This window comes from Microcoleus sp. A6-C6 (assembly GCF_036705955.1).
GTDB lineage: Bacteria > Cyanobacteriota > Cyanobacteriia > Cyanobacteriales > Microcoleaceae > Microcoleus.
Window position 1 is genome coordinate 97,679 of sequence record NZ_JAUBVR010000010.1, and the last position, 17,129, is coordinate 114,807.

The 17,129-nt window shown below is 42.9% G+C and carries 16 protein-coding genes; 6 read left to right on the plus strand and 10 right to left on the minus strand.

The features are described 5' to 3' along the window. Positions 1 to 21: 21 nt before the first annotated feature. Positions 22 to 1,368 carry a TldD/PmbA family protein gene (locus QUB52_RS06750; RefSeq protein ID WP_332967265.1) on the plus strand — a complete coding sequence of 449 codons (1,347 nt, stop codon included), beginning with the start codon at positions 22 to 24 and terminating at the stop codon, positions 1,366 to 1,368. Positions 1,369 to 1,484: 116 nt separating this feature from the next. Further along, positions 1,485 to 1,919 carry a GNAT family N-acetyltransferase gene (locus QUB52_RS06755; RefSeq protein WP_265235013.1) on the plus strand — a complete coding sequence of 145 codons (435 nt, stop codon included), beginning with the start codon at positions 1,485 to 1,487 and terminating at the stop codon, positions 1,917 to 1,919. A gap of 297 nt (positions 1,920 to 2,216) precedes the next feature. Here the strand turns inward: QUB52_RS06755 and QUB52_RS06760 are convergent, their stop codons facing one another. The 4 genes from QUB52_RS06760 to QUB52_RS06775 form a co-directional block, all read right to left on the minus strand. Then, positions 2,217 to 3,239, minus strand: coding sequence for a sucrase ferredoxin (locus tag QUB52_RS06760; RefSeq protein WP_332972509.1), 1,023 nt, complete (start codon positions 3,237 to 3,239; stop codon positions 2,217 to 2,219). 73 nt (positions 3,240 to 3,312) lie between these two features. Beyond that, complete coding sequence (locus QUB52_RS06765) at positions 3,313 to 4,461, minus strand: cupin domain-containing protein (RefSeq protein ID WP_332972508.1); 1,149 nt, start codon at positions 4,459 to 4,461, stop codon at positions 3,313 to 3,315. A 166-nt stretch (positions 4,462 to 4,627) separates the two neighbouring features. Then, the gene (locus QUB52_RS06770; protein ID WP_332972507.1) at positions 4,628 to 4,780 is read right to left on the minus strand and encodes a hypothetical protein; all 153 of its coding nucleotides are present in this window, start codon (positions 4,778 to 4,780) and stop codon (positions 4,628 to 4,630) included. A 388-nt stretch (positions 4,781 to 5,168) separates the two neighbouring features. Further along, a complete protein-coding gene (locus QUB52_RS06775) occupies positions 5,169 to 5,327 on the minus strand; it encodes a hypothetical protein (protein ID WP_265235009.1) in 159 nt (52 codons plus the stop codon). Here QUB52_RS06775 and QUB52_RS06780 point away from each other — a divergent pair. After that, entirely contained in the window at positions 5,327 to 6,451 is a 1,125-nt protein-coding gene (locus QUB52_RS06780) for a THUMP domain-containing class I SAM-dependent RNA methyltransferase (protein ID WP_332972506.1), read from the plus strand. The genes QUB52_RS06775 and QUB52_RS06780 overlap by 1 nt on opposite strands. Before the next feature lie 49 nt (positions 6,452 to 6,500). Here QUB52_RS06780 and QUB52_RS06785 read toward each other — a convergent pair whose 3' ends face one another. From QUB52_RS06785 to QUB52_RS06795, 3 genes are all read right to left on the minus strand, one after another. Beyond that, positions 6,501 to 7,397: a phytanoyl-CoA dioxygenase family protein gene (locus QUB52_RS06785; RefSeq protein WP_332972505.1), complete on the minus strand. Its 897-nt coding sequence runs from the start codon at positions 7,395 to 7,397 to the stop codon at positions 6,501 to 6,503. 247 nt (positions 7,398 to 7,644) lie between these two features. Then, positions 7,645 to 8,064 (minus strand): peptidylprolyl isomerase, encoded by a 420-nt coding sequence (locus QUB52_RS06790; protein WP_265235004.1) that lies wholly within the window; start codon positions 8,062 to 8,064, stop codon positions 7,645 to 7,647. 237 nt (positions 8,065 to 8,301) lie between these two features. Next, positions 8,302 to 9,171: a prohibitin family protein gene (locus QUB52_RS06795; RefSeq protein ID WP_265235003.1), complete on the minus strand. Its 870-nt coding sequence runs from the start codon at positions 9,169 to 9,171 to the stop codon at positions 8,302 to 8,304. Between the two features lie 93 nt (positions 9,172 to 9,264). On the opposite strand from QUB52_RS06795, the gene QUB52_RS06800 reads away from it, so the two are divergent. Continuing rightward, positions 9,265 to 10,068: an RNA ligase family protein gene (locus QUB52_RS06800; protein ID WP_265235002.1), complete on the plus strand. Its 804-nt coding sequence runs from the start codon at positions 9,265 to 9,267 to the stop codon at positions 10,066 to 10,068. A 106-nt stretch (positions 10,069 to 10,174) separates the two neighbouring features. Further along, positions 10,175 to 11,329, plus strand: a complete 1,155-nt coding sequence (locus QUB52_RS06805; protein ID WP_332967277.1) for an AAA family ATPase — start codon at positions 10,175 to 10,177, stop codon at positions 11,327 to 11,329. Positions 11,330 to 11,548: 219 nt separating this feature from the next. On the opposite strand, the gene QUB52_RS06810 is transcribed toward QUB52_RS06805, so the two are convergent. After that, complete coding sequence (locus QUB52_RS06810; RefSeq protein WP_265235000.1) at positions 11,549 to 11,764, minus strand: acetyltransferase; 216 nt, start codon at positions 11,762 to 11,764, stop codon at positions 11,549 to 11,551. 482 nt (positions 11,765 to 12,246) lie between these two features. On the opposite strand from QUB52_RS06810, the gene mutS reads away from it, so the two are divergent. Next, a complete protein-coding gene (mutS, locus tag QUB52_RS06815; protein ID WP_332967282.1) occupies positions 12,247 to 14,874 on the plus strand; it encodes a DNA mismatch repair protein MutS in 2,628 nt (875 codons plus the stop codon). Between the two features lie 126 nt (positions 14,875 to 15,000). Here the strand turns inward: mutS and QUB52_RS06820 are convergent, their stop codons facing one another. Both QUB52_RS06820 and QUB52_RS06825 read right to left on the minus strand, forming a co-directional pair. Beyond that, complete coding sequence (locus QUB52_RS06820) at positions 15,001 to 15,711, minus strand: hypothetical protein (RefSeq protein WP_332972504.1); 711 nt, start codon at positions 15,709 to 15,711, stop codon at positions 15,001 to 15,003. Positions 15,712 to 15,740: 29 nt separating this feature from the next. Beyond that, on the minus strand, positions 15,741 to 16,418 hold the full coding sequence (locus QUB52_RS06825; protein WP_332976139.1) for an actin-binding WH2 domain-containing protein: 678 nt from the start codon (positions 16,416 to 16,418) through the stop codon (positions 15,741 to 15,743). Between the last annotated feature and the right edge of the window lie 711 nt (positions 16,419 to 17,129).

Genomic DNA, 17,129 nt, shown 5'->3' on the forward strand with positions numbered 1-17,129 from the left:
ATCATGCTAGCATTATAGCTTATGACCGTTACAACATCTCCCGCAATTTTAAGTGAAGACCAAGCCTTATCTTTACTAGAAAATGTAGTCAAACAATCCTCAGCAGAAGCAGTATTTGTCAGTCTCTCTACTGGCGAAGAATCTCTTTCCCGTTTCTCAGAAAATCAAATCAGCCAAAATATTAGCAAGACTGTATTTAGCCTCAACATTACTAGCTATTTTGGCAACAAAAGTGCTTCTGCTGCTGTTACTGAATTTGATGAAGATGCGATCGCCCAAACCATTAAACGATCGGAAGAACTCGCCCGAATTGCCCCCGCAGACCCCGAATGGATGCCCTTGCTGCCCCCTCAAACCTACGATTTACCGAGGCCCGCGTTTGATGAAGCAACGGCCGCTGTATCGCCTCTAGCCCGCGCAGAAATGGTGCGACAGGCTTGTGCGATCGCATCTGGCGAAGGCGCGGAAGCTTCCGGTACATTGAGCGCTGAGGCTTCGCTGTACGCGATCGCCTCGTCAACCGGACTCCGCGCCTGCAACCAATCTACAGAGGCGAATTTCGGCTTTACAGCCCGCATTGACAACGGTTCTAGCTGGACTGAATCCACAGCTTGGAGTATTAGTCAACTACAAGTGGCCGAATTAGCAGCACAAGTTGTCGATCGCGCGAAGGCCTCCCGCAACCCCCGCGAAATTACTCCCGCTGTTTATCCTGTAATCTTTGATGGCGCTGCGTTTTCGGACTTGCTACCGTGGATAATTTGGGGTATGGATGCGCGGGCGGCGGATGAAGGGCGATCGTTTATGTCGATCGCCGATGAGTCTGGAAAACCCGCTGGAAACCGCGCGGGAGAACAACTTTTCAGCCCGTTAGTGCAGGTACAGCGCGATCCAAGTCATCCTTTGTTGCGATCGGGTAATTTTTTCGGCGACGGATTGAGAAATAACTATTTGGAAATCATCAAAAATGGCATCCCTCAAAGTTTGTCTTATTCCCGCTATTGGGCCGCGCAAAAAGGGAAAGAAACGAAAGGTGCTTATTACCCGATAGTGATGACAGGTTCCGATCAAAGTTTAGCAGATTTAATCGCTCAAACCGAGCGGGGAATTTTTGTCAGTCGAGCTTGGTATGTAAATTACGTGAATCCGAAAACATCGGAAGTAACCGGCATGACTCGCGACGGTACTTTCTGGATTGAAAATGGTAATATTGTTTACCCGATTAAAAATATGCGTTTCAATCAAGTTTTACCTGATATGTTGCGCGATGTCGATGCAGTTACCGAGGTGAAACGTTACGGCGGTAATGTCGTGCCCGGAGTGCGCGTGAAAGCTTTTAATTTCACGAGTGTTACTGATAGTTTGTGATTGGTGGTTATTCAATGAGTCCGCCAGTTAGCGGATGTTTGTAGTGAGAATTTTAGTCCTTTACATAAGAAGGACTAAAGTCCTCACTACGAACCTACAGTAATTTATCAAAAAAAATGCCAAATATAGATATACGTCCGGTTAAAAACGCACAAGAATTAGAAGAGATGTTTTACCAGCGGTGGTTGGTTTTGCGATCGCCCCTGGGTATGGAAAGGGGTAGCGAAAAGGACGATCACGAAAATGGTGCTTGTCATATCATAGCAACGGGCGATCGCAAAATTATCGCATCAGGCCGACTCCGAGAATTATCCCCAGAATTAGGAAGCATCTCTTATGTTGCTGTGCTTCCTGAATTCCAAAATCAGGGAATTGGCACTAAACTGATGGAAAAATTGATCGCACAAGCTAAGGAAAATAATTTCAAAACACTGAGACTGATGTCTCGCATTAACGCTGTTCAATTTTACCAAAAACTCGGATTTTCCGCACAAGAAAGTCCTTTTGATTACCTGGGAATTCCGCACGTATTCATGCAGTTAGAAATTTAATTAGTGTCATAATATAGATTCGTAGTGAAGACTTTAGTCCTCTGATTTTGGATGCGGACTAAAGTCCTCACTACGAACCTGATTTTGGATGCGGACCAAAGTTCTCACTACGAACCTGATTTTGAATGCGGACTAAAGTCCTCACTACGAACCTATTTGATTGTGATTGTTTATAGCGGTTCTCAAAAAAGTGAGGAGAGCCTCATGCCCTATGCCCTATGCCCTATGCCCTATGCCCTATGCCCTATGCCCTATGCCGGAAGCGTACCTGATATGAGAGCTTGAAAGGCTATAATTTCACATTGTCTCTACCAATATCGGCTGCGGACTTCCCGGATAGATGACAAATTTTGACTCTTCAGTCTTCGAGTAAAAGTAATAATTTTTTACCAAATACTTGACAAACTCTGATTCTTGTTTCGCACCGCAGGAACCTTTCAGCCGAACTGTTTTACTGTCATTTTTGACTAAATTAGCCCGATAGGTGTACGTCCCATCGACTTTTTCAAAAGTTAATTCAGCAACAAAACCATCATTTTCTGGATATTTTTCAACAATGCGCCCCGCAACTTTGTAGTTGAACCAATCCCAACCGTAGCGCATGATAAATTCTCGTTCCAAAACCTGAATTGCGTTTGGCAAAATTCCCCAACCCCGATAAACTTTATTCAAACATTCAATATCGCCAGTGCGCGTCAGAATAGATTTGAACGAAGTGCGATCGAGATTTCCGTAATATCTACCATCTGGCAAATCAATCGCAGTCGGTGCCATGCGGTGTCCGCCAAAGTGACTGGATTTCCAAACACGAACATCACTCAATTCTAACTCGGAAACCACAGCTTTTGCTTGGGCATAAAAAGGATTGCCGTATCTGGCGCAACATCTATCGTGACTCCCGTGAGTGCAAACCAAAATATCTCTAATTGGGTTATTTTCAACTTCGCAATCCGGGACTTCTCCAGCTAAATAGCTTTTGACTGTTGCCGCCACTTCTTCAATGTTATTAACATTAAATTCGTGTTTTTCGTAACCGCCACAAATATCTTGACTTTGATTTTCGTAAATCAAAATTTTGCGCTGATCAGCACATTTAGTTGCTTCACTATTTATCAACAAAAATCTGATTTTTTGCTTTGAATGCTCTACTTCCTTCACCAAATCCCTGAGATTCTGGGGAACTTGTGGGGAATTAAAAGCTTCTGATTCCCAAGGCAAACAGCATTCAATTAATACATAGGTTTGGTAATTAGTACCGCTACCAATAATATCCTCTTGAACGCATTTAGAAGCATCAGCGCACAAAAAACTATTCGTCATGTTATACCTCATTGTGTGTCATAAATTACTATGTTACAAACCAATTTATCGCAGCTATTACTCTTATGTAGCTTTAACTAACAAAAATAATTCCTTCAACAACTAGCCTCGACAAAAGCGGCATTACATCTATTTCCCAATCACAATCCGGCAACCAATCCATCACATCCTCTCCTGTAAAAACTTCTGTACTGAATAGATTGTCTGTAAATTTATCCGTTACTCCTTTCAGAGATAATTCTTTGCCTCCAACAACGATTTTGTATCCGCACCCGTCAGGCAATTCGTGAATTCTCACCCGCTGAAATTTGGGAATTCTATATTTAGTTTGAATGCCGTAGGGAAAAATGTTGAACCCTGCTTGATAAGGGAGAGAATATTTCGCCACAGGTTTGGCTAAACTATCGAGGTAGCTGCTGTACTCTTCTCCCAGATTTTTACTGTTTGTGTAGCCGTGAAATTCAGCAATTAAATTATTTACACTTGTATCGATTGAATCTTGATTTATTCGCAGCGGTAAACTTTGCCGCCACTCTGATTGTTGTCGCAATTCGCCCACCAACCATTCTAAAAAATCAATTCCTGTTTTGCAGTGAATTCCTAATGTTAAATGCAGCGACGGTTCGTCGGAAGCAATTGCATAATGCCAATGTCCGCGCGGTATGTAAAGCACGTCGCCAGGGTGCAATGTGCAGGTTAAATAGGGTGGGGTTTCTGGCGGCGGAAAAGTGGAGGATTTTTGGTCTGTAAGCGGGTATTTAATTGTGTCGGCAAAGACGTACCACTGTTTGATTCCGTCTGTCTGCAAGATAAAAACTTCGTGGGTGTCGTAATGGGAGGAAAAACCCTGTTTTTCCGGCCAAGAACAGTAGGCATTTACTTGGTTTCCATAACCCAAGTCTGCTTTAAATTCTGCTGCAAATTCAGCTATTTCTGGTATGAGTTTGTGGACTTGATTGATAATTAACGTTGCTCCAGATTGGCACAATTTGATGAGATTTTCATTTTCGCTTTCGTCGAGAACTTTTCCTTCTACTGCTAAGCGAATGTCGGGATATTTTAATTGGTAAAAGTTGAGCAGGTGGTTGAGTTTTTCCCAGGAAAATAGGTGTGCAAAGTCTTTTTTTCCTTCACTTTTAATCGCAACTGCTTTGTTTGTCCAGTTGTTATTTAAAAAATCTTCCAGATTGTATGGTTTGAGGAGATTGGCGAGCGATCGCATAAATTTTAAAAATAAACGATAAAAATTATCAATAAGATTTTAGCAATTTAATAATTGAGGACAACACTTTGCGCTTGTCCTCAATTACTCCAGACTTCCCGACATCAAAAAATAAAATCTATTACTTCTTGTTTGGGGAGGCGAAGTCTAACGGAAAAACCTGCAATTACTCGTTGGTAACATCGCTACCATCGGCATCAACATTGAGGGTAGAAGAGACGTTTTTAGCTGTGGCGTGCTTGGCAATTTCCTTGACTTCTACTTGGATTTTGCTAGCGCGGGACAGTTTGAGAGCCGATGCGTTGATTTGCTTTGACATAATGGCCTCTAATTGTTGTAGTACACCAATTTAGCTGAAATTTTCCCTGACTGTGACGTTAGGGCTTGAATTCTCAACTTTGACTAAAAGTGTAACATGAAGTTAATAACCTGTGCAAATAGTTAAGAATTTTGTTCAATAAACAGGCCGACAGGATAATTCGCAGCAGTTGCCAACCTTGGTGAGAATTAAGCGTGAATCCGCTCTGCAGCTAGATTTTGGAGGTTGAGCGGGTGTGGCGATCGCCCGATCGCCCTTTTAACTACAGGACTAGGCGGGCGATCGCCTGTTGATAAACTTTCCTGCAATATAGCAGTTTTTTGATTCTCGGCATCTACCTTAAGGTAGAGTATTGTTTGTGAGAGTTAGGATGAAAACGAGCTACTATCTAAATGAAGGGCGATCGAGAAAAACCCATTCCCAATCCCCAACAACCTTTATTCGCGATCCAGAAGTCACGAATACACACATACCTGTTTCTTCCCTCTTCCCTCTTCCTTTTTCCCTCTTCCTTCTTCCCTCTTCCTTCTTCCTTCGTAATCATCAATGAATCAATATTTTGCTACAGTTGCGCGCGGTTTAGAAACAATTGCCGCCCAAGAATTAGAAAGCTTAGGCGCGCAGGATGTCAAGCCAGATTTTACAGGAGTTTACTTTGCGGGCGATCGCGCTTTATTGTACCGCGTCAATCTTTGGTCAAGAACAATTTTTCGAGTGTTAATGCCGATCGCCGAATTTCAGTGTTATAACTCAGATATGCTCTACGGCGCAGTCCAGAGAATTCCTTGGGACGAATATCTAAATCCTGATAATACCTTAGCAGTCAACTGTACAGGTGGGAACGACAAGTTAAATCATACTCACTTTACAGCTTTGCAGGTCAAAAATGCGATCGCCGACCAACAGCGCCACCAATTTAACAAGCGTTCGAGTGTTGATGTCGAGAATCCCGATTTGCTGATTAATATTCACATTCATCGCGATCGCGCTATTTTGAGTTTAGACAGTTCCGGCGGCAGTTTGCACCGGCGGGGATACCGACCGGCAATGGGGCTGGCTCCGCTCAAAGAAACCCTCGCTGCGGCCCTTTTAGAAATGGCAGAATGGACGCCAGATTTACCATTTTTAGACCCGATGTGCGGTTCGGGAACTTTGCCTTTGGAAGCGAGTTTAAAAGCCTTAAATATTGCACCGGGATTGTTTCGAGAAAAGTTTGGATTTATGACGTGGCGGGATTTTGACGAGCCTTTGTGGGATAAATTGTGGGCCGAAGCGGAAAACAGCGAATTGTCAGAGCTTCCAGAAATGATTTCCGGGTGCGATCGCGATTCTGATATGTTAGATCAAGCTCGCACTAACGCGCAGCAAGCAGGTATTGCCGGTAAAATCAAGTTTGCTCGTACCGAGTTATCCGAGTTGGAAGCACCGACAGACAGAGGCGTTCTGATTTGCAATCCTCCCTACGGAGAGCGACTGGGAGATCCTAGCGAATTAGGGGAACTTTATAAAATGTTAGGCGATATTTTCAAGCAGCGTTTTAAAGGTTGGAATGCGTTTATTTTGACAGGAAATAAGGAGTTGGGGAAACAAGTTGGACTCAGGACATCAAAGCGGATTCCAGTTTTCAATGGCTCAATTCCCTGTACTTTGCTCAAGTATGAACTGTATTGAATTACCTTTGCCATTCCTCTTTCCCTTCCCCTCTCCTTGATTAAATGTTTCACCTAGCCATCAACTTTGGCTGGAATGACTCCGCACCATTTTCCCACCAAAAAACTGATTCTTTCTGGCGTGGAGAAAGAGTTTTTGAAAGCACGAGTAACTCATCTGGTGAAAAAGGAGCTTTCCAATGATCAGAAAACACTTTAATCGGTTGTCTGGAGTGATAATTAAAAAATATTGCGTCGCGGTGTGACTTGATAGGCATCTTACCGCGATGAAAAACATGGTGAGAGTCGAAAAAAACAACAGTACCTGCTAGCCCTGTACATGAAACCCAATTTGATTGGTCTAAATGTTGCGCTACTTCTGCATCAGAAAATAAAAGTTTTCGTTTGAGAGGGCTTAACTGAGAATTGAAATGCTTTGGAATATATTCAAACGGGCCATTTTCAGGATTCACATCATTCAAGTAAACAGCTATTTTGAGAAGTCTATGATCTTCAGGGTCTTTATGCCACAATCTTGTATGTACCTGCTGTTCGTTCGCAAAATCTTTCTGAAAAAACAAACCCCGGTAAGCAACGGGAACCCCAAGATAATTTTCAGCAATGTCAAACAACCGCTCTTGAAGACCCCATAAAAAGATTTCTGAATTTTTGATAATTTCTGCTGAATTAACATGATAAACGTATTGATCTTCAAAAGCAGGAGATTTTGGATTATTAGGTAATATCGCCTTCACTGCATCCAAAAGTTGTTCATTCATTGGCAATGACAAAGCTTGTAGAGAAGTAATAAAAGCCCCTTCCTTTCTAAGAGCCTCGACAATATACTGATTCGTCGGATTCAGTGCAGGTAATTTTTTGATGTGTTGCAAAAGTCTCCACTTATAAGATAAGCTAGATTGAAGCAGAGAAGCTTCTCTTTTTATTTTCCTCAAACCTCTATTGAGCATACTAATTTCACTTTTTTAATTGCCGATCTGAACTATATTTATTTTATATCATTACTGATCTCAGGAGCAATATATCGATCGCAAAAATTTACAAAAAAAGTCATGCAAGCAAATAAGGTCGATCGCCAATTGATAGCATAATCCTCTTGAATCCCAAAGTATAACTTATTAGATATATATATTTAGTATTTAATTTGTTGTAATAAGGACTAAAGTCCTTATTACAAACGAAAGTAATTAATGAGGATTAATGCTCGATTTTGAGCGAAATAATCTTATCGCCTTGGCGGATTGCATTCACGACAGACATATCATCTGTTTGGCCAAAAGTTGTGTGAACTCCATCTAAATGCGACTGGGGAGAATGGCAAATAAAGAATTGGCTGCCGCCCGTATCTTTACCTGCATGAGCCATCGATAAAGTTCCTGCAATATGTTTTTTGGAGTTGATTTCACACTTGATTTTGTAGCCGGGGCCGCCGGTTCCAGTACCTTTTGGACAGCCACCTTGAACCATAAAGTTAGGAATGACTCGGTGAAACGCTAATCCGTCGTAAAAACCTTTTTCTGCCAAGTCAACAAAATTATTAACTGTGTTAGGCGCATCTGCATCAAACAATTCCAAATTGATTGTGCCTTTGTTCGTTTCCATAATCGCGCGGGTCATGATTTTTTCCTTACTTTCTAGAATGAGTGTGTTGTCTGCATATGAATTGCGGACTTCGCTTTTATAGCGACAGGTTTCAAGCTGTCGTTATCTTTTGGCTTTCAGCAGTGTAGCATACTCCGCAAACTCTCATAAAACTTATGTACGCTTTCTGAGCAAACCCGGTTTCTGGCGGGATTTATCGTTAGCAAAGCCAATATTTTCGGAGAAACCGGGTTTCTTGGCGTCAGTCCGATTTTAATTGTTAGTCACTGTTTTGCGAGCGGGCTCTTCCTGCATATCATTCATATTAAAAATGAAAGGAACCCGACTTGAACCTGCGCCCATAACCAGCACTTTTGGCATCTGAGCACCGCCGCTTCTCCAAGCTTCAATCGCCTCTTTTTGCAGCACCAAATCGCCGCCCTGAGCTTTCAAAGTTTCCGCCAAAAGTCTTTGAGCTTCTGCCCTACCTTGAGCGCGGTTAATGTCAGCTTGAGCCTGTTGTTCTGCTTCCTGAGCAACATAAACAGCCCTTTGCGCCCGCTGTTCAGCAACCTGTTTCTCTTCAACTGCTTTGGCAAAATCTGTCGAGAATCGAATGTTGACAACGCTGGTATCAAGCACGATTACATCATATTTTGACAGCCGTTCCTTCAGTGCAGCATCAAAGTCTTTTTTCAGTTCGCTTCTTTGAGTGATAGATTGTTCAGCCGTTCTCAGTGCAGCCGCTGTTTTAAACGCTTCTTGCGTCTGAGGAGCAATAATCTTTGAGACTATATTCTCCAAGGTTCCTTGAGTCCTTCTGACATCAACAATTCTCGTAGGATCGAGGCGAAAGTTGATCGCAAAACTAGCATTTAAATCCTGAAGGTCTTTAGTAGCACTTTGGGCGGGAACTTCAAACTTTTGCACTGTTACATCGTATATATCTACCTTGGATATCAACGGGGGTCTGAGGTGAAATCCCTCTAACAATGCTCCATCTGTGGCTTTCCCCAAAACGCTGACCACCCCTGCTTCACCCGGATTGATGACAACAAAAGAGTTAAAGCCGAGGAGTATCGCGACTACTAATAGAATCCCAGCGATTGCTGATGATATGCTCTGGAAATTTTGAGATTTCAAAATATATGCTCCTTTGTGATAATTCAATTATAATGGTTAAATGGATTGGATAGCCTCTAAAATATAAAATATAAAATATAAAATATAAAATGGATGGGTAAGCTGATGGTGGAAATTGTGAAATATCCTAGAACTTATCACATCGAAGGTTCGCGTTTCCAGCCGGGTGATGAAGACCTCGACAGCGTGCCGTTTAGCGCTATTGCCGATCGCCCTTTAATCATCGAAGAAAAGGTAGACGGCGCAAATACAGGCATCAGCTTCGCCCCAGACGGACAAATGCTGCTGCAAAGTCGTGGCCACTATCTCACCGGCGGGCCCAGAGAAAAACATTTTAATTTGTTCAAACAGTGGGCTTTCAGTCTCAGCGGAGTGCTGGGAGAAGTGCTGGGAAATCGCTATATTCTGTACGGCGAATGGCTTTATGCCAAACACACGGTTTTTTATGATTTTTTGCCGCATTATTTTATGGAATACGATGTGCTGGACTTAGAAAATCGTCAATTTTTGAGTACAGAAGCCCGCTGCAAGTTGTTAAGCGGACTGCCGTTAATGTCAGTTCCAGTGCTGTTTTCGGGAGTGCTAAAATCGCCCAAGCAAATGATGCAGTTTATGGAAAAATCTAATTTTATTGAACCCGGACATTTGAATCGGTTACGCTTGCAATGCCGGCAATTAGGATTAGATGAAGAGCGGTGTTTGAAGGAGACCGATCAGAGCGATTTTATGGAGGGCTTGTATATTAAAATCGAAGAAAATGGAATTGTCAAGGCGCGTTATAAGTACGTGCGCGCTAGCTTTTTGACTGCTATTAAAAATGCCGAAGGACATTGGCTGAATCGTCCCATTGTACCTAATATTTTGTGTCCCGGCGCAGATTTATTTAATTTTAGTTGAAGACTCCTAATAGTCCGTTGAGAGTCGGCGGTTGAAACCGCGACTATACAAACAATATCCGCCTCCGCGGACTAAGAAATTACAATATTAACAAACAGGTAAAACCATGACTACTTTATTATCACAATCCCAAACTTGGACTTTTCCCTTTTGTCCTGAACCGCCCGATTGGTTCCTAGATTGGGGAAGCATTCAAAATCATTTTGACTGGATTCAAAACTTAGAAGGATGTCAGCAAGACCCGATTTATCACGCTGAAGGAGATGTCTTAATTCACACCAAAATGGTCTGCGAAGCCTTAATCTCTTCCCTGAATTGGCGGCAGCTTGGTGTCCAAGAACGTTCAATGCTGTTTGCTGCGGCTTTGCTGCACGATGTCGCAAAACCGGCTTTTACCAAGATAGAAGAAAATGGGAGAATTAGCTCAAAAGGTCACGCCCGTCAAGGTGCGAGGATGGTCAGACAAATTTTATCTCAATTCGACCCGCCGGTGCAGTTTAGCATTCGGGAGACTGTTTGCGCGATCGTCCAATTCGGCAGTTTACCCATCTGGCTACTCGACAAACCCAACCCACAGCAGTCTGTAATTAAAGCCAGTCAAGTTGTTCGCTGCGATTTCCTCGCACTTTTGGCCGAAGCCGACGTGCGCGGCCGCGAGTGTAGCGACAGACAAGAAATCCTGGATAAAATAGAACTATTTCGGGAGTTTTGTCAAGAAAATAATTGCTTGAATTCTCCCCGACAATTCCCCTCAGCACACAGCCGATTTATCTACTTCCGCAAAGATAACGGCAATCCCGATGCTGAAATGTTTGATGATACCAAATGCGAAGTTGTTTTGATGTCGGGATTGCCCGGAAGTGGCAAAGATTATTGGATCAAAGAAAACCTGCCAAGTTTGCCCGTAATTTCCTTGGATGCGCTGAGGTTGGAGATGAATATATCCCCAGAAAAAAACCAGAGTGCTATTCTAGACAAAGCAAAACAAAGAGCTAAGGAATATTTGCGATCGAGAACTTCTTTTGTGTGGAATGCCACCAATACAAGCAAACAAATGCGGCAGCAGTTAATTGATTTATTTGCTGCTTACAACGCGCGAATTCGGATTGTTTATCTCGAAGTTCCCTTGGAGGAAGTATTGCGCCGCAACAGTTCCCGCAACGCACCTGTACCAGAAGCCGTGATTCGCAAATTAGCCGAGCGTCTGGATATTCCAGACATCACAGAAGCGCATCAAGTCGATCGAATAGTTAACAATTAATCGCCATTTTTATTCTTACCGCAAATATAATCGTTAGTCTTTCAGTTTGGTTTGAGCATTCAGAATTTAGTCCTAAATTACTTAATTAGTCAATTAGGGACTGAAGTCCCTACTACGAACCTGTGGTTTTTAGTAAGGACTTTAGTCCTCTCTTAGGTTTGAGCGTTCGGACTTGAGTCCTGAATTACTTAATGAGTCAATCGAGGACTGAAGTCCCTACTACAAACCTTTAGTTTTATAATTTTCGTCAATCCAGCAGCGCGGCAGAACTTCGCCGGACGGAAAAACCAATTTATCCTTATCAAAATTTGCCGGGTCTTGCTCTTCTTCACCAGCTTGAATTCTGCCCGATACATGATTTTTGGCAGGGCTGATTAAAGTCTCGATATCGATAATTTCTACCAAGTCGCCGGATTCTTTTTCTTGTAAAAGCATTGTTTTTTATTGAATAATGAATGCCAATTCAACTTTCATTTTAAATCGATTGAATCTTAGATGTCTCTATCTTAGGTATTATTTATAAATCTATCTTTAGGCTGTTTTATCCATAGCAAACAAAATTCTTATTTAGAGAAGCAGAAAACACAGAGCTTTACACTTATTTTCTGCAAATTGCCGATCGCAAGTTAAGAGAACAATGGTCAGATTCAATAACGAAACTACCATTAATTCTCACGAAATGTCGTTAATTAGCTCACATTAGATAATTTATTACCTAAAATTTTTCAATAAAAAGGGGGTTGAGCGATGATTAAGTAGGTGTCTGACTTTCGGATCGCTCAATACTCGCCCTAAAAATTGAGCATCACGCACCCTGCTTCAGGAAGATTAATTGTCAAATACTGTATCATTAGCTATACCTCAAAGCCGAGCTTGCGGTAAAATTGTTAAAGATAAAAATTTATCGATCGCCTTTTATGCCTTACACTGCATCTACCCCAACAGACCCCAGTCAAGCCAACATCCCCAATGCCGACCACCGCCTACTAGAATTCACCAAGCTGACTCCGATGATGCAGCGGTATGTGGAAGTGAAAGAACAGTATCCGCACGCACTTTTATTGTTTAGAGTCGGAGATTTCTTCGAGTGTTTTTTTCAAGATGCCGTGACAATTTCGCGGGAATTAGAACTGGTTTGTACTAGCAAAGAAAGCGGCAAAGAAATCGGTCGAGTGCCGATGACAGGAGTGCCACACCACGCCCTCGATCGCTACAGTTCTCAGTTAGTAGAAAAAGGCTATGCTGTGGTAATTTGCGACCAAGTTGAAGATGCCTCGATCGCCGCCCGCGAAGGCCGCCAAGTCAAGCGCGAAATCACCCGCATTCTCACTCCCGGAACCTTGACAGACGACGGAATGCTCAAACCCCGGCAAAATAACTTTTTAGCAGCAGTCGTCATCGCTGGAGTCCATTGGGGATTGGCTTATACTGATATTTCTACGGGAGAATTCGTCACTACTCAAGCGGACAGTTTAGAACAATTAACTCTAGAATTGCTGCGATTGCAGCCTTCGGAAGTCTTGGTACCAACTAATGCGCCGGATTTGGTGACGATGTTGAGGCCAGGAGAGAAATCCGAGCATTTACCCGATTGTTTGCCGACTTCGTTTTGCTATTCTTTGCGATCGCAAATCCCGTTTAGTTTGTCCGAAGCCAAACAGAGAATCCTGCAAAAGTTCAAAGTGCGATCGCTCGAAGGCATGGGATGCGGACATCTTTCCCTCGCAGTGCGCGCTGCGGGCGGTTTGCTGCAATATCTCGAAGAAACCCAAAAGGAAAAAGCAGTTGCTCTGCAAAGATTGCACACTTACACACTCACCGACTTTCTCACACTCGACTACCAAACCAGGCGCAATCTCGAAATTACTCAAACCGTCAGAGATGGGGTGTTTCACGGTTCGCTGCTGTGGGCGATCGACAAAACCAGCACCGCAATGGGAGGCCGGGCTTTGCGCCGCTGGGCGATGCAGCCTTTGCTCAACATTAAAGGCATTTGCGCCCGCCACGATACGATTCAAGAATTAGTAGAAAACAATCCGCTGCGCCAAGATTTGCAGCAGTTACTCCGCCAAATTTACGACATCGAAAGACTGACTGGCCGTGCCGGTTCTGGAACAGCTAGCGCGCGGGATTTGGTCGCTTTAGCAGATTCTCTCTCGAAATTGCCGGAATTAGCCTCGATCGCAACTCAAGGGCGATCGCCCTATTTGAAAGCGCTGCAAATTGTCCCGCCACTTCTCGAAGAATTAGCAACTCAAATTCACACTCATTTAGTTGACGAACCGCCGATTCATTTAAAAGAAGGAGGTTTGATTCGATCGGGAATCAATGTAATGCTTGATGAAATGCGCCAAACTGCATCAGGAGACCAAGAATGGATTGCCAATTTAGAAGCTAACGAACGCAAGCGCACCGGAATTTCTAATTTAAAAGTAGGCTACAATAAAGCTTTCGGCTATTACATCAGTATTACAAAATCTAAAATTGACCAAGTACCGAACGACTACACCCGCAAGCAAACTCTCACCAATGAAGAACGCTACAGCACTGAAGAATTAAAAGAAAGGGAAGTGCGAATTCTGACAGCGCGGGAAGATTTAAATCAGTTGGAATACGATATTTTTGCGAAATTGCGATCGGAGGTAGGAGAGCACGCGGAAATTATTCGCAACGTTTCGCGCGCGGTGGCGGCGGCCGATGTTTTGTGTGGTTTGGCGGAAGTAGCGGTTTATCAAGATTACTGTCGCCCGACTATGGTTGAAAGTCGGGAAATTAAAATTATTGAAGGTTGTCATCCGGTGGTAGCAAAGTCTTTACCACCGGGATTTTTTGTGCCGAATTCGGCTTTTTTGGGTCGGGAAGCAGCGCTAAATCGCCCGGATTTAATTATTTTAACTGGCCCGAATGCTAGCGGGAAAAGTTGTTATTTGCGGCAGGTGGGTTTGATTCAGTTAATGGCGCAAATGGGCAGTTTTGTGCCTGCGAAAGCTGCGACTTTGGGAATTTGCGATCGCATTTTTACCCGTGTCGGCGCCGTGGATGATTTGGCAACAGGTCAATCTACGTTTATGGTGGAAATGAACGAAACTGCCAATATTCTCAATCACGCCACGCCGCAATCATTGGTGTTGTTGGATGAAATTGGCAGGGGAACGGCGACGTTTGACGGGCTTTCGATTGCTTGGTCTGTAGCAGAATATTTAGCCAGCGAGATTCGGGCGCGGACGATTTTTGCGACTCACTATCACGAATTGAACGAGTTAGCTTCGATTTTGGATAATGTGGCAAATTATCAGGTGACTGTGAAGGAATTGCCGGATCAAATCGTATTTTTGCACGAAGTTCACCCCGGCGGTGCTGATAAGTCCTACGGAATTGAAGCGGGGAGGTTGGCTGGTTTACCGCCGTCGGTGATTGACAGGGCGAGACAGGTGATGAAGCAGATTGAGAAACATAGCAAAATTGCGATCGGGCTGCGGAAAGGTGTTAAGAAAGATGGCAAAAAAGAGTCTGAGGGCGAACAGTTAGATATCTTTGACGATTAAAGTTTTAATAGCATTTGTCTAGGTGCGTCGCCGTCAGATTATTGAGTGAATTTAGGGATTGTTTATGGCGACGCACCCTACAAAACTTAATTCATCAGCCATTCCAATCTCAAATCTCAAATGGTATCACTTGCCATTCTGCAACTTTTTTACCTCTTTGTGCACGCTCATCCCAATCTCCAAAGCCTCATTTAGTAACCGCCCGTATTCAGACGCCCGATCGCTGACATCCAATGCCATCAAAGCCGCCAAATTACTTTCAATATTAGCAAATAACTCGTAACGGCGACCGATAAATTGCTGATTCTCCCGGAGAATCCTCTCTGTTTTTAAAGCACAAACCAAACTTTCTTTAGTGATTTGTAAGGCCTCAATTGCATCTTGTCGATTAATTAAATTGGCTTGTAAATTGCCCGCAGCCGTTAGGCGATCGATAATATCTAAAGCCTGAATCACCTCATGATACTTCTCAACTTCATCCAGCAGACCCGCCAACGTTTCTAAAGGCTTTGCTTTCACCCATTGATAGACATTCCAAGCAACAGTAATCGCCAGCGATAAACCCAAAGTTATTTGTAAAACCCGAACCAATATCTCAGCATCGCTAACTGAACTAACTTCATGTTTGTTGACCAGCAAAGCCACAGGGAGCGACACAACAAGGGTCACACAAAATATCAGCAACTCATGCAACAAAAAAGCAAACAGCTTTTTGCCGTCCCGGAGTGTGGCAGGTCGATAAAAATTCCCTGAAAACCCGTCGCTTAAAGCTATTCCGCTCAAATGTTCTAACTCCTTTTCAGGAATTCTCAACTCATCCAAATCTGCTTGTATCACTCTTGCAAATCTCCTTAAATTGGCATTAATTAAAATCCTCCCAGAGACCTAATAGAATCCCACAGACTCATATAAAAATTGCTGTCTCGGCTTCGGAACAGTTGAAAAGCTTGTCCGGGCGCGCCAAAAAACGGTCTCAGTGTCCATCCCAACTGACTGCCGACAAACGCATAAAGTCCCAACCAGAATCGCAAAATATTTAGCCTGATGTCTTTGCCTTCGGCATCTTGTTCGGACATAAAGTGCATTCCTTGATAAATGAAATTTACCCCCAAAAATCCTGTGATCGCCATGATTGCAACATTCAACAGTAGATAAAAATTGTAATTTGTACTGCTGATGAGAAAAAATAGGCTGACAGGTGCAAATCCAAACAGCAAAACGCTAATCATCGCCATTGATGTCATCAACAATGTCAAATACTGTTCAAAAGTGCGTTTTGAACCAAACATGACATTAAAAAAGTACAGTGTGGGAAAGCAGATAATCAGCGTCAGTAAGTAAAGTGCTGGCAATTTAATTGCGGAAACCAGACATTGCATCCACGTACTAGATGCACCTAATATTGCTCCGTAAATGCCAAAAAATATGGTACTGGAAATTAACAAACCGAAAATTTTAGATTTGAGCTTAACACCGTCGCGAATTTCTTCGAGAAACTGTTGCCGTTCCCGCAGCAAATACATGACTACTGAAAAATATTTCACGGGTTCTCCTTGTGACTGATGCGACTCTGAATCAGTCATAACTCAAGCTGAGGGCGATCGCCAATCTTGCCAAATCAGGGCACTCTATGTTAACCAATTATTGTTGCACCCAGCTCACCACAAGCTGAGATGTAGAAGTGATTGTAGAGATACTTGCAAAGCTAAACGGCTCAAACTCAATACAGGTATGCTTTGTATTCAATTTGTATTCATTTGTCTCCAAATTGTATTCAAAAAGGGCGATCGGGTAGTGATTTGATACTCACTTGATACTCAATTTGACTATTTCGTAGTCATTTGATAGTCAATTTGGTCATTTCGTAGTCATTTTGTATTCAACCTGACCCCCTACAGCCCCGTATTTTCGCCAATAAAAAGCCTCAAACCGTTGATTTATCCTAGGTTTGAGGTAATTTAATTAAAGAGCGGGCAACGGGAATCGAACCCGCATAGTTAGCTTGGAAGGCTACGAAACGAATGCGATTGTAAGCTATACCCTGTAAGCTTTAAAGAAAATCTTGTTTTAGAGGTAAACTGCTTTTCTCGTCATCCGCTAGTCAATTGGGTACAATTAAGCGAACGAGTTCAAGTAAAGACACATGACTAAAACTCCTGAATCCAGTAGTAAAACTTTGGCGTTGCTGAGTTATAGTATGAACAGGAGGAATAATTTATGCAATGTCCAGAATGTAAATCAACCCATATCCGTAA

Coding starts and splice junctions, on each gene's coding strand:
- QUB52_RS06785 (WP_332972505.1), bottom strand. CDS start 7,397: ATGCTCAATAGAGGTTTGAGGAAAATAAAAAGAGAAGCTTCTCTGCTT.
- mutS (WP_332967282.1), top strand. CDS start 12,247: ATGCCTTACACTGCATCTACCCCAACAGACCCCAGTCAAGCCAACATC.
- QUB52_RS06800 (WP_265235002.1), top strand. CDS start 9,265: ATGGGTAAGCTGATGGTGGAAATTGTGAAATATCCTAGAACTTATCAC.
- QUB52_RS06750 (WP_332967265.1), top strand. CDS start 22: ATGACCGTTACAACATCTCCCGCAATTTTAAGTGAAGACCAAGCCTTA.
- QUB52_RS06770 (WP_332972507.1), bottom strand. CDS start 4,780: ATGTCAAAGCAAATCAACGCATCGGCTCTCAAACTGTCCCGCGCTAGC.
- QUB52_RS06810 (WP_265235000.1), bottom strand. CDS start 11,764: ATGCTTTTACAAGAAAAAGAATCCGGCGACTTGGTAGAAATTATCGAT.
- QUB52_RS06765 (WP_332972508.1), bottom strand. CDS start 4,461: ATGCGATCGCTCGCCAATCTCCTCAAACCATACAATCTGGAAGATTTT.
- QUB52_RS06805 (WP_332967277.1), top strand. CDS start 10,175: ATGACTACTTTATTATCACAATCCCAAACTTGGACTTTTCCCTTTTGT.
- QUB52_RS06755 (WP_265235013.1), top strand. CDS start 1,485: ATGCCAAATATAGATATACGTCCGGTTAAAAACGCACAAGAATTAGAA.
- QUB52_RS06780 (WP_332972506.1), top strand. CDS start 5,327: ATGAATCAATATTTTGCTACAGTTGCGCGCGGTTTAGAAACAATTGCC.
- QUB52_RS06790 (WP_265235004.1), bottom strand. CDS start 8,064: ATGACCCGCGCGATTATGGAAACGAACAAAGGCACAATCAATTTGGAA.
- QUB52_RS06760 (WP_332972509.1), bottom strand. CDS start 3,239: ATGACGAATAGTTTTTTGTGCGCTGATGCTTCTAAATGCGTTCAAGAG.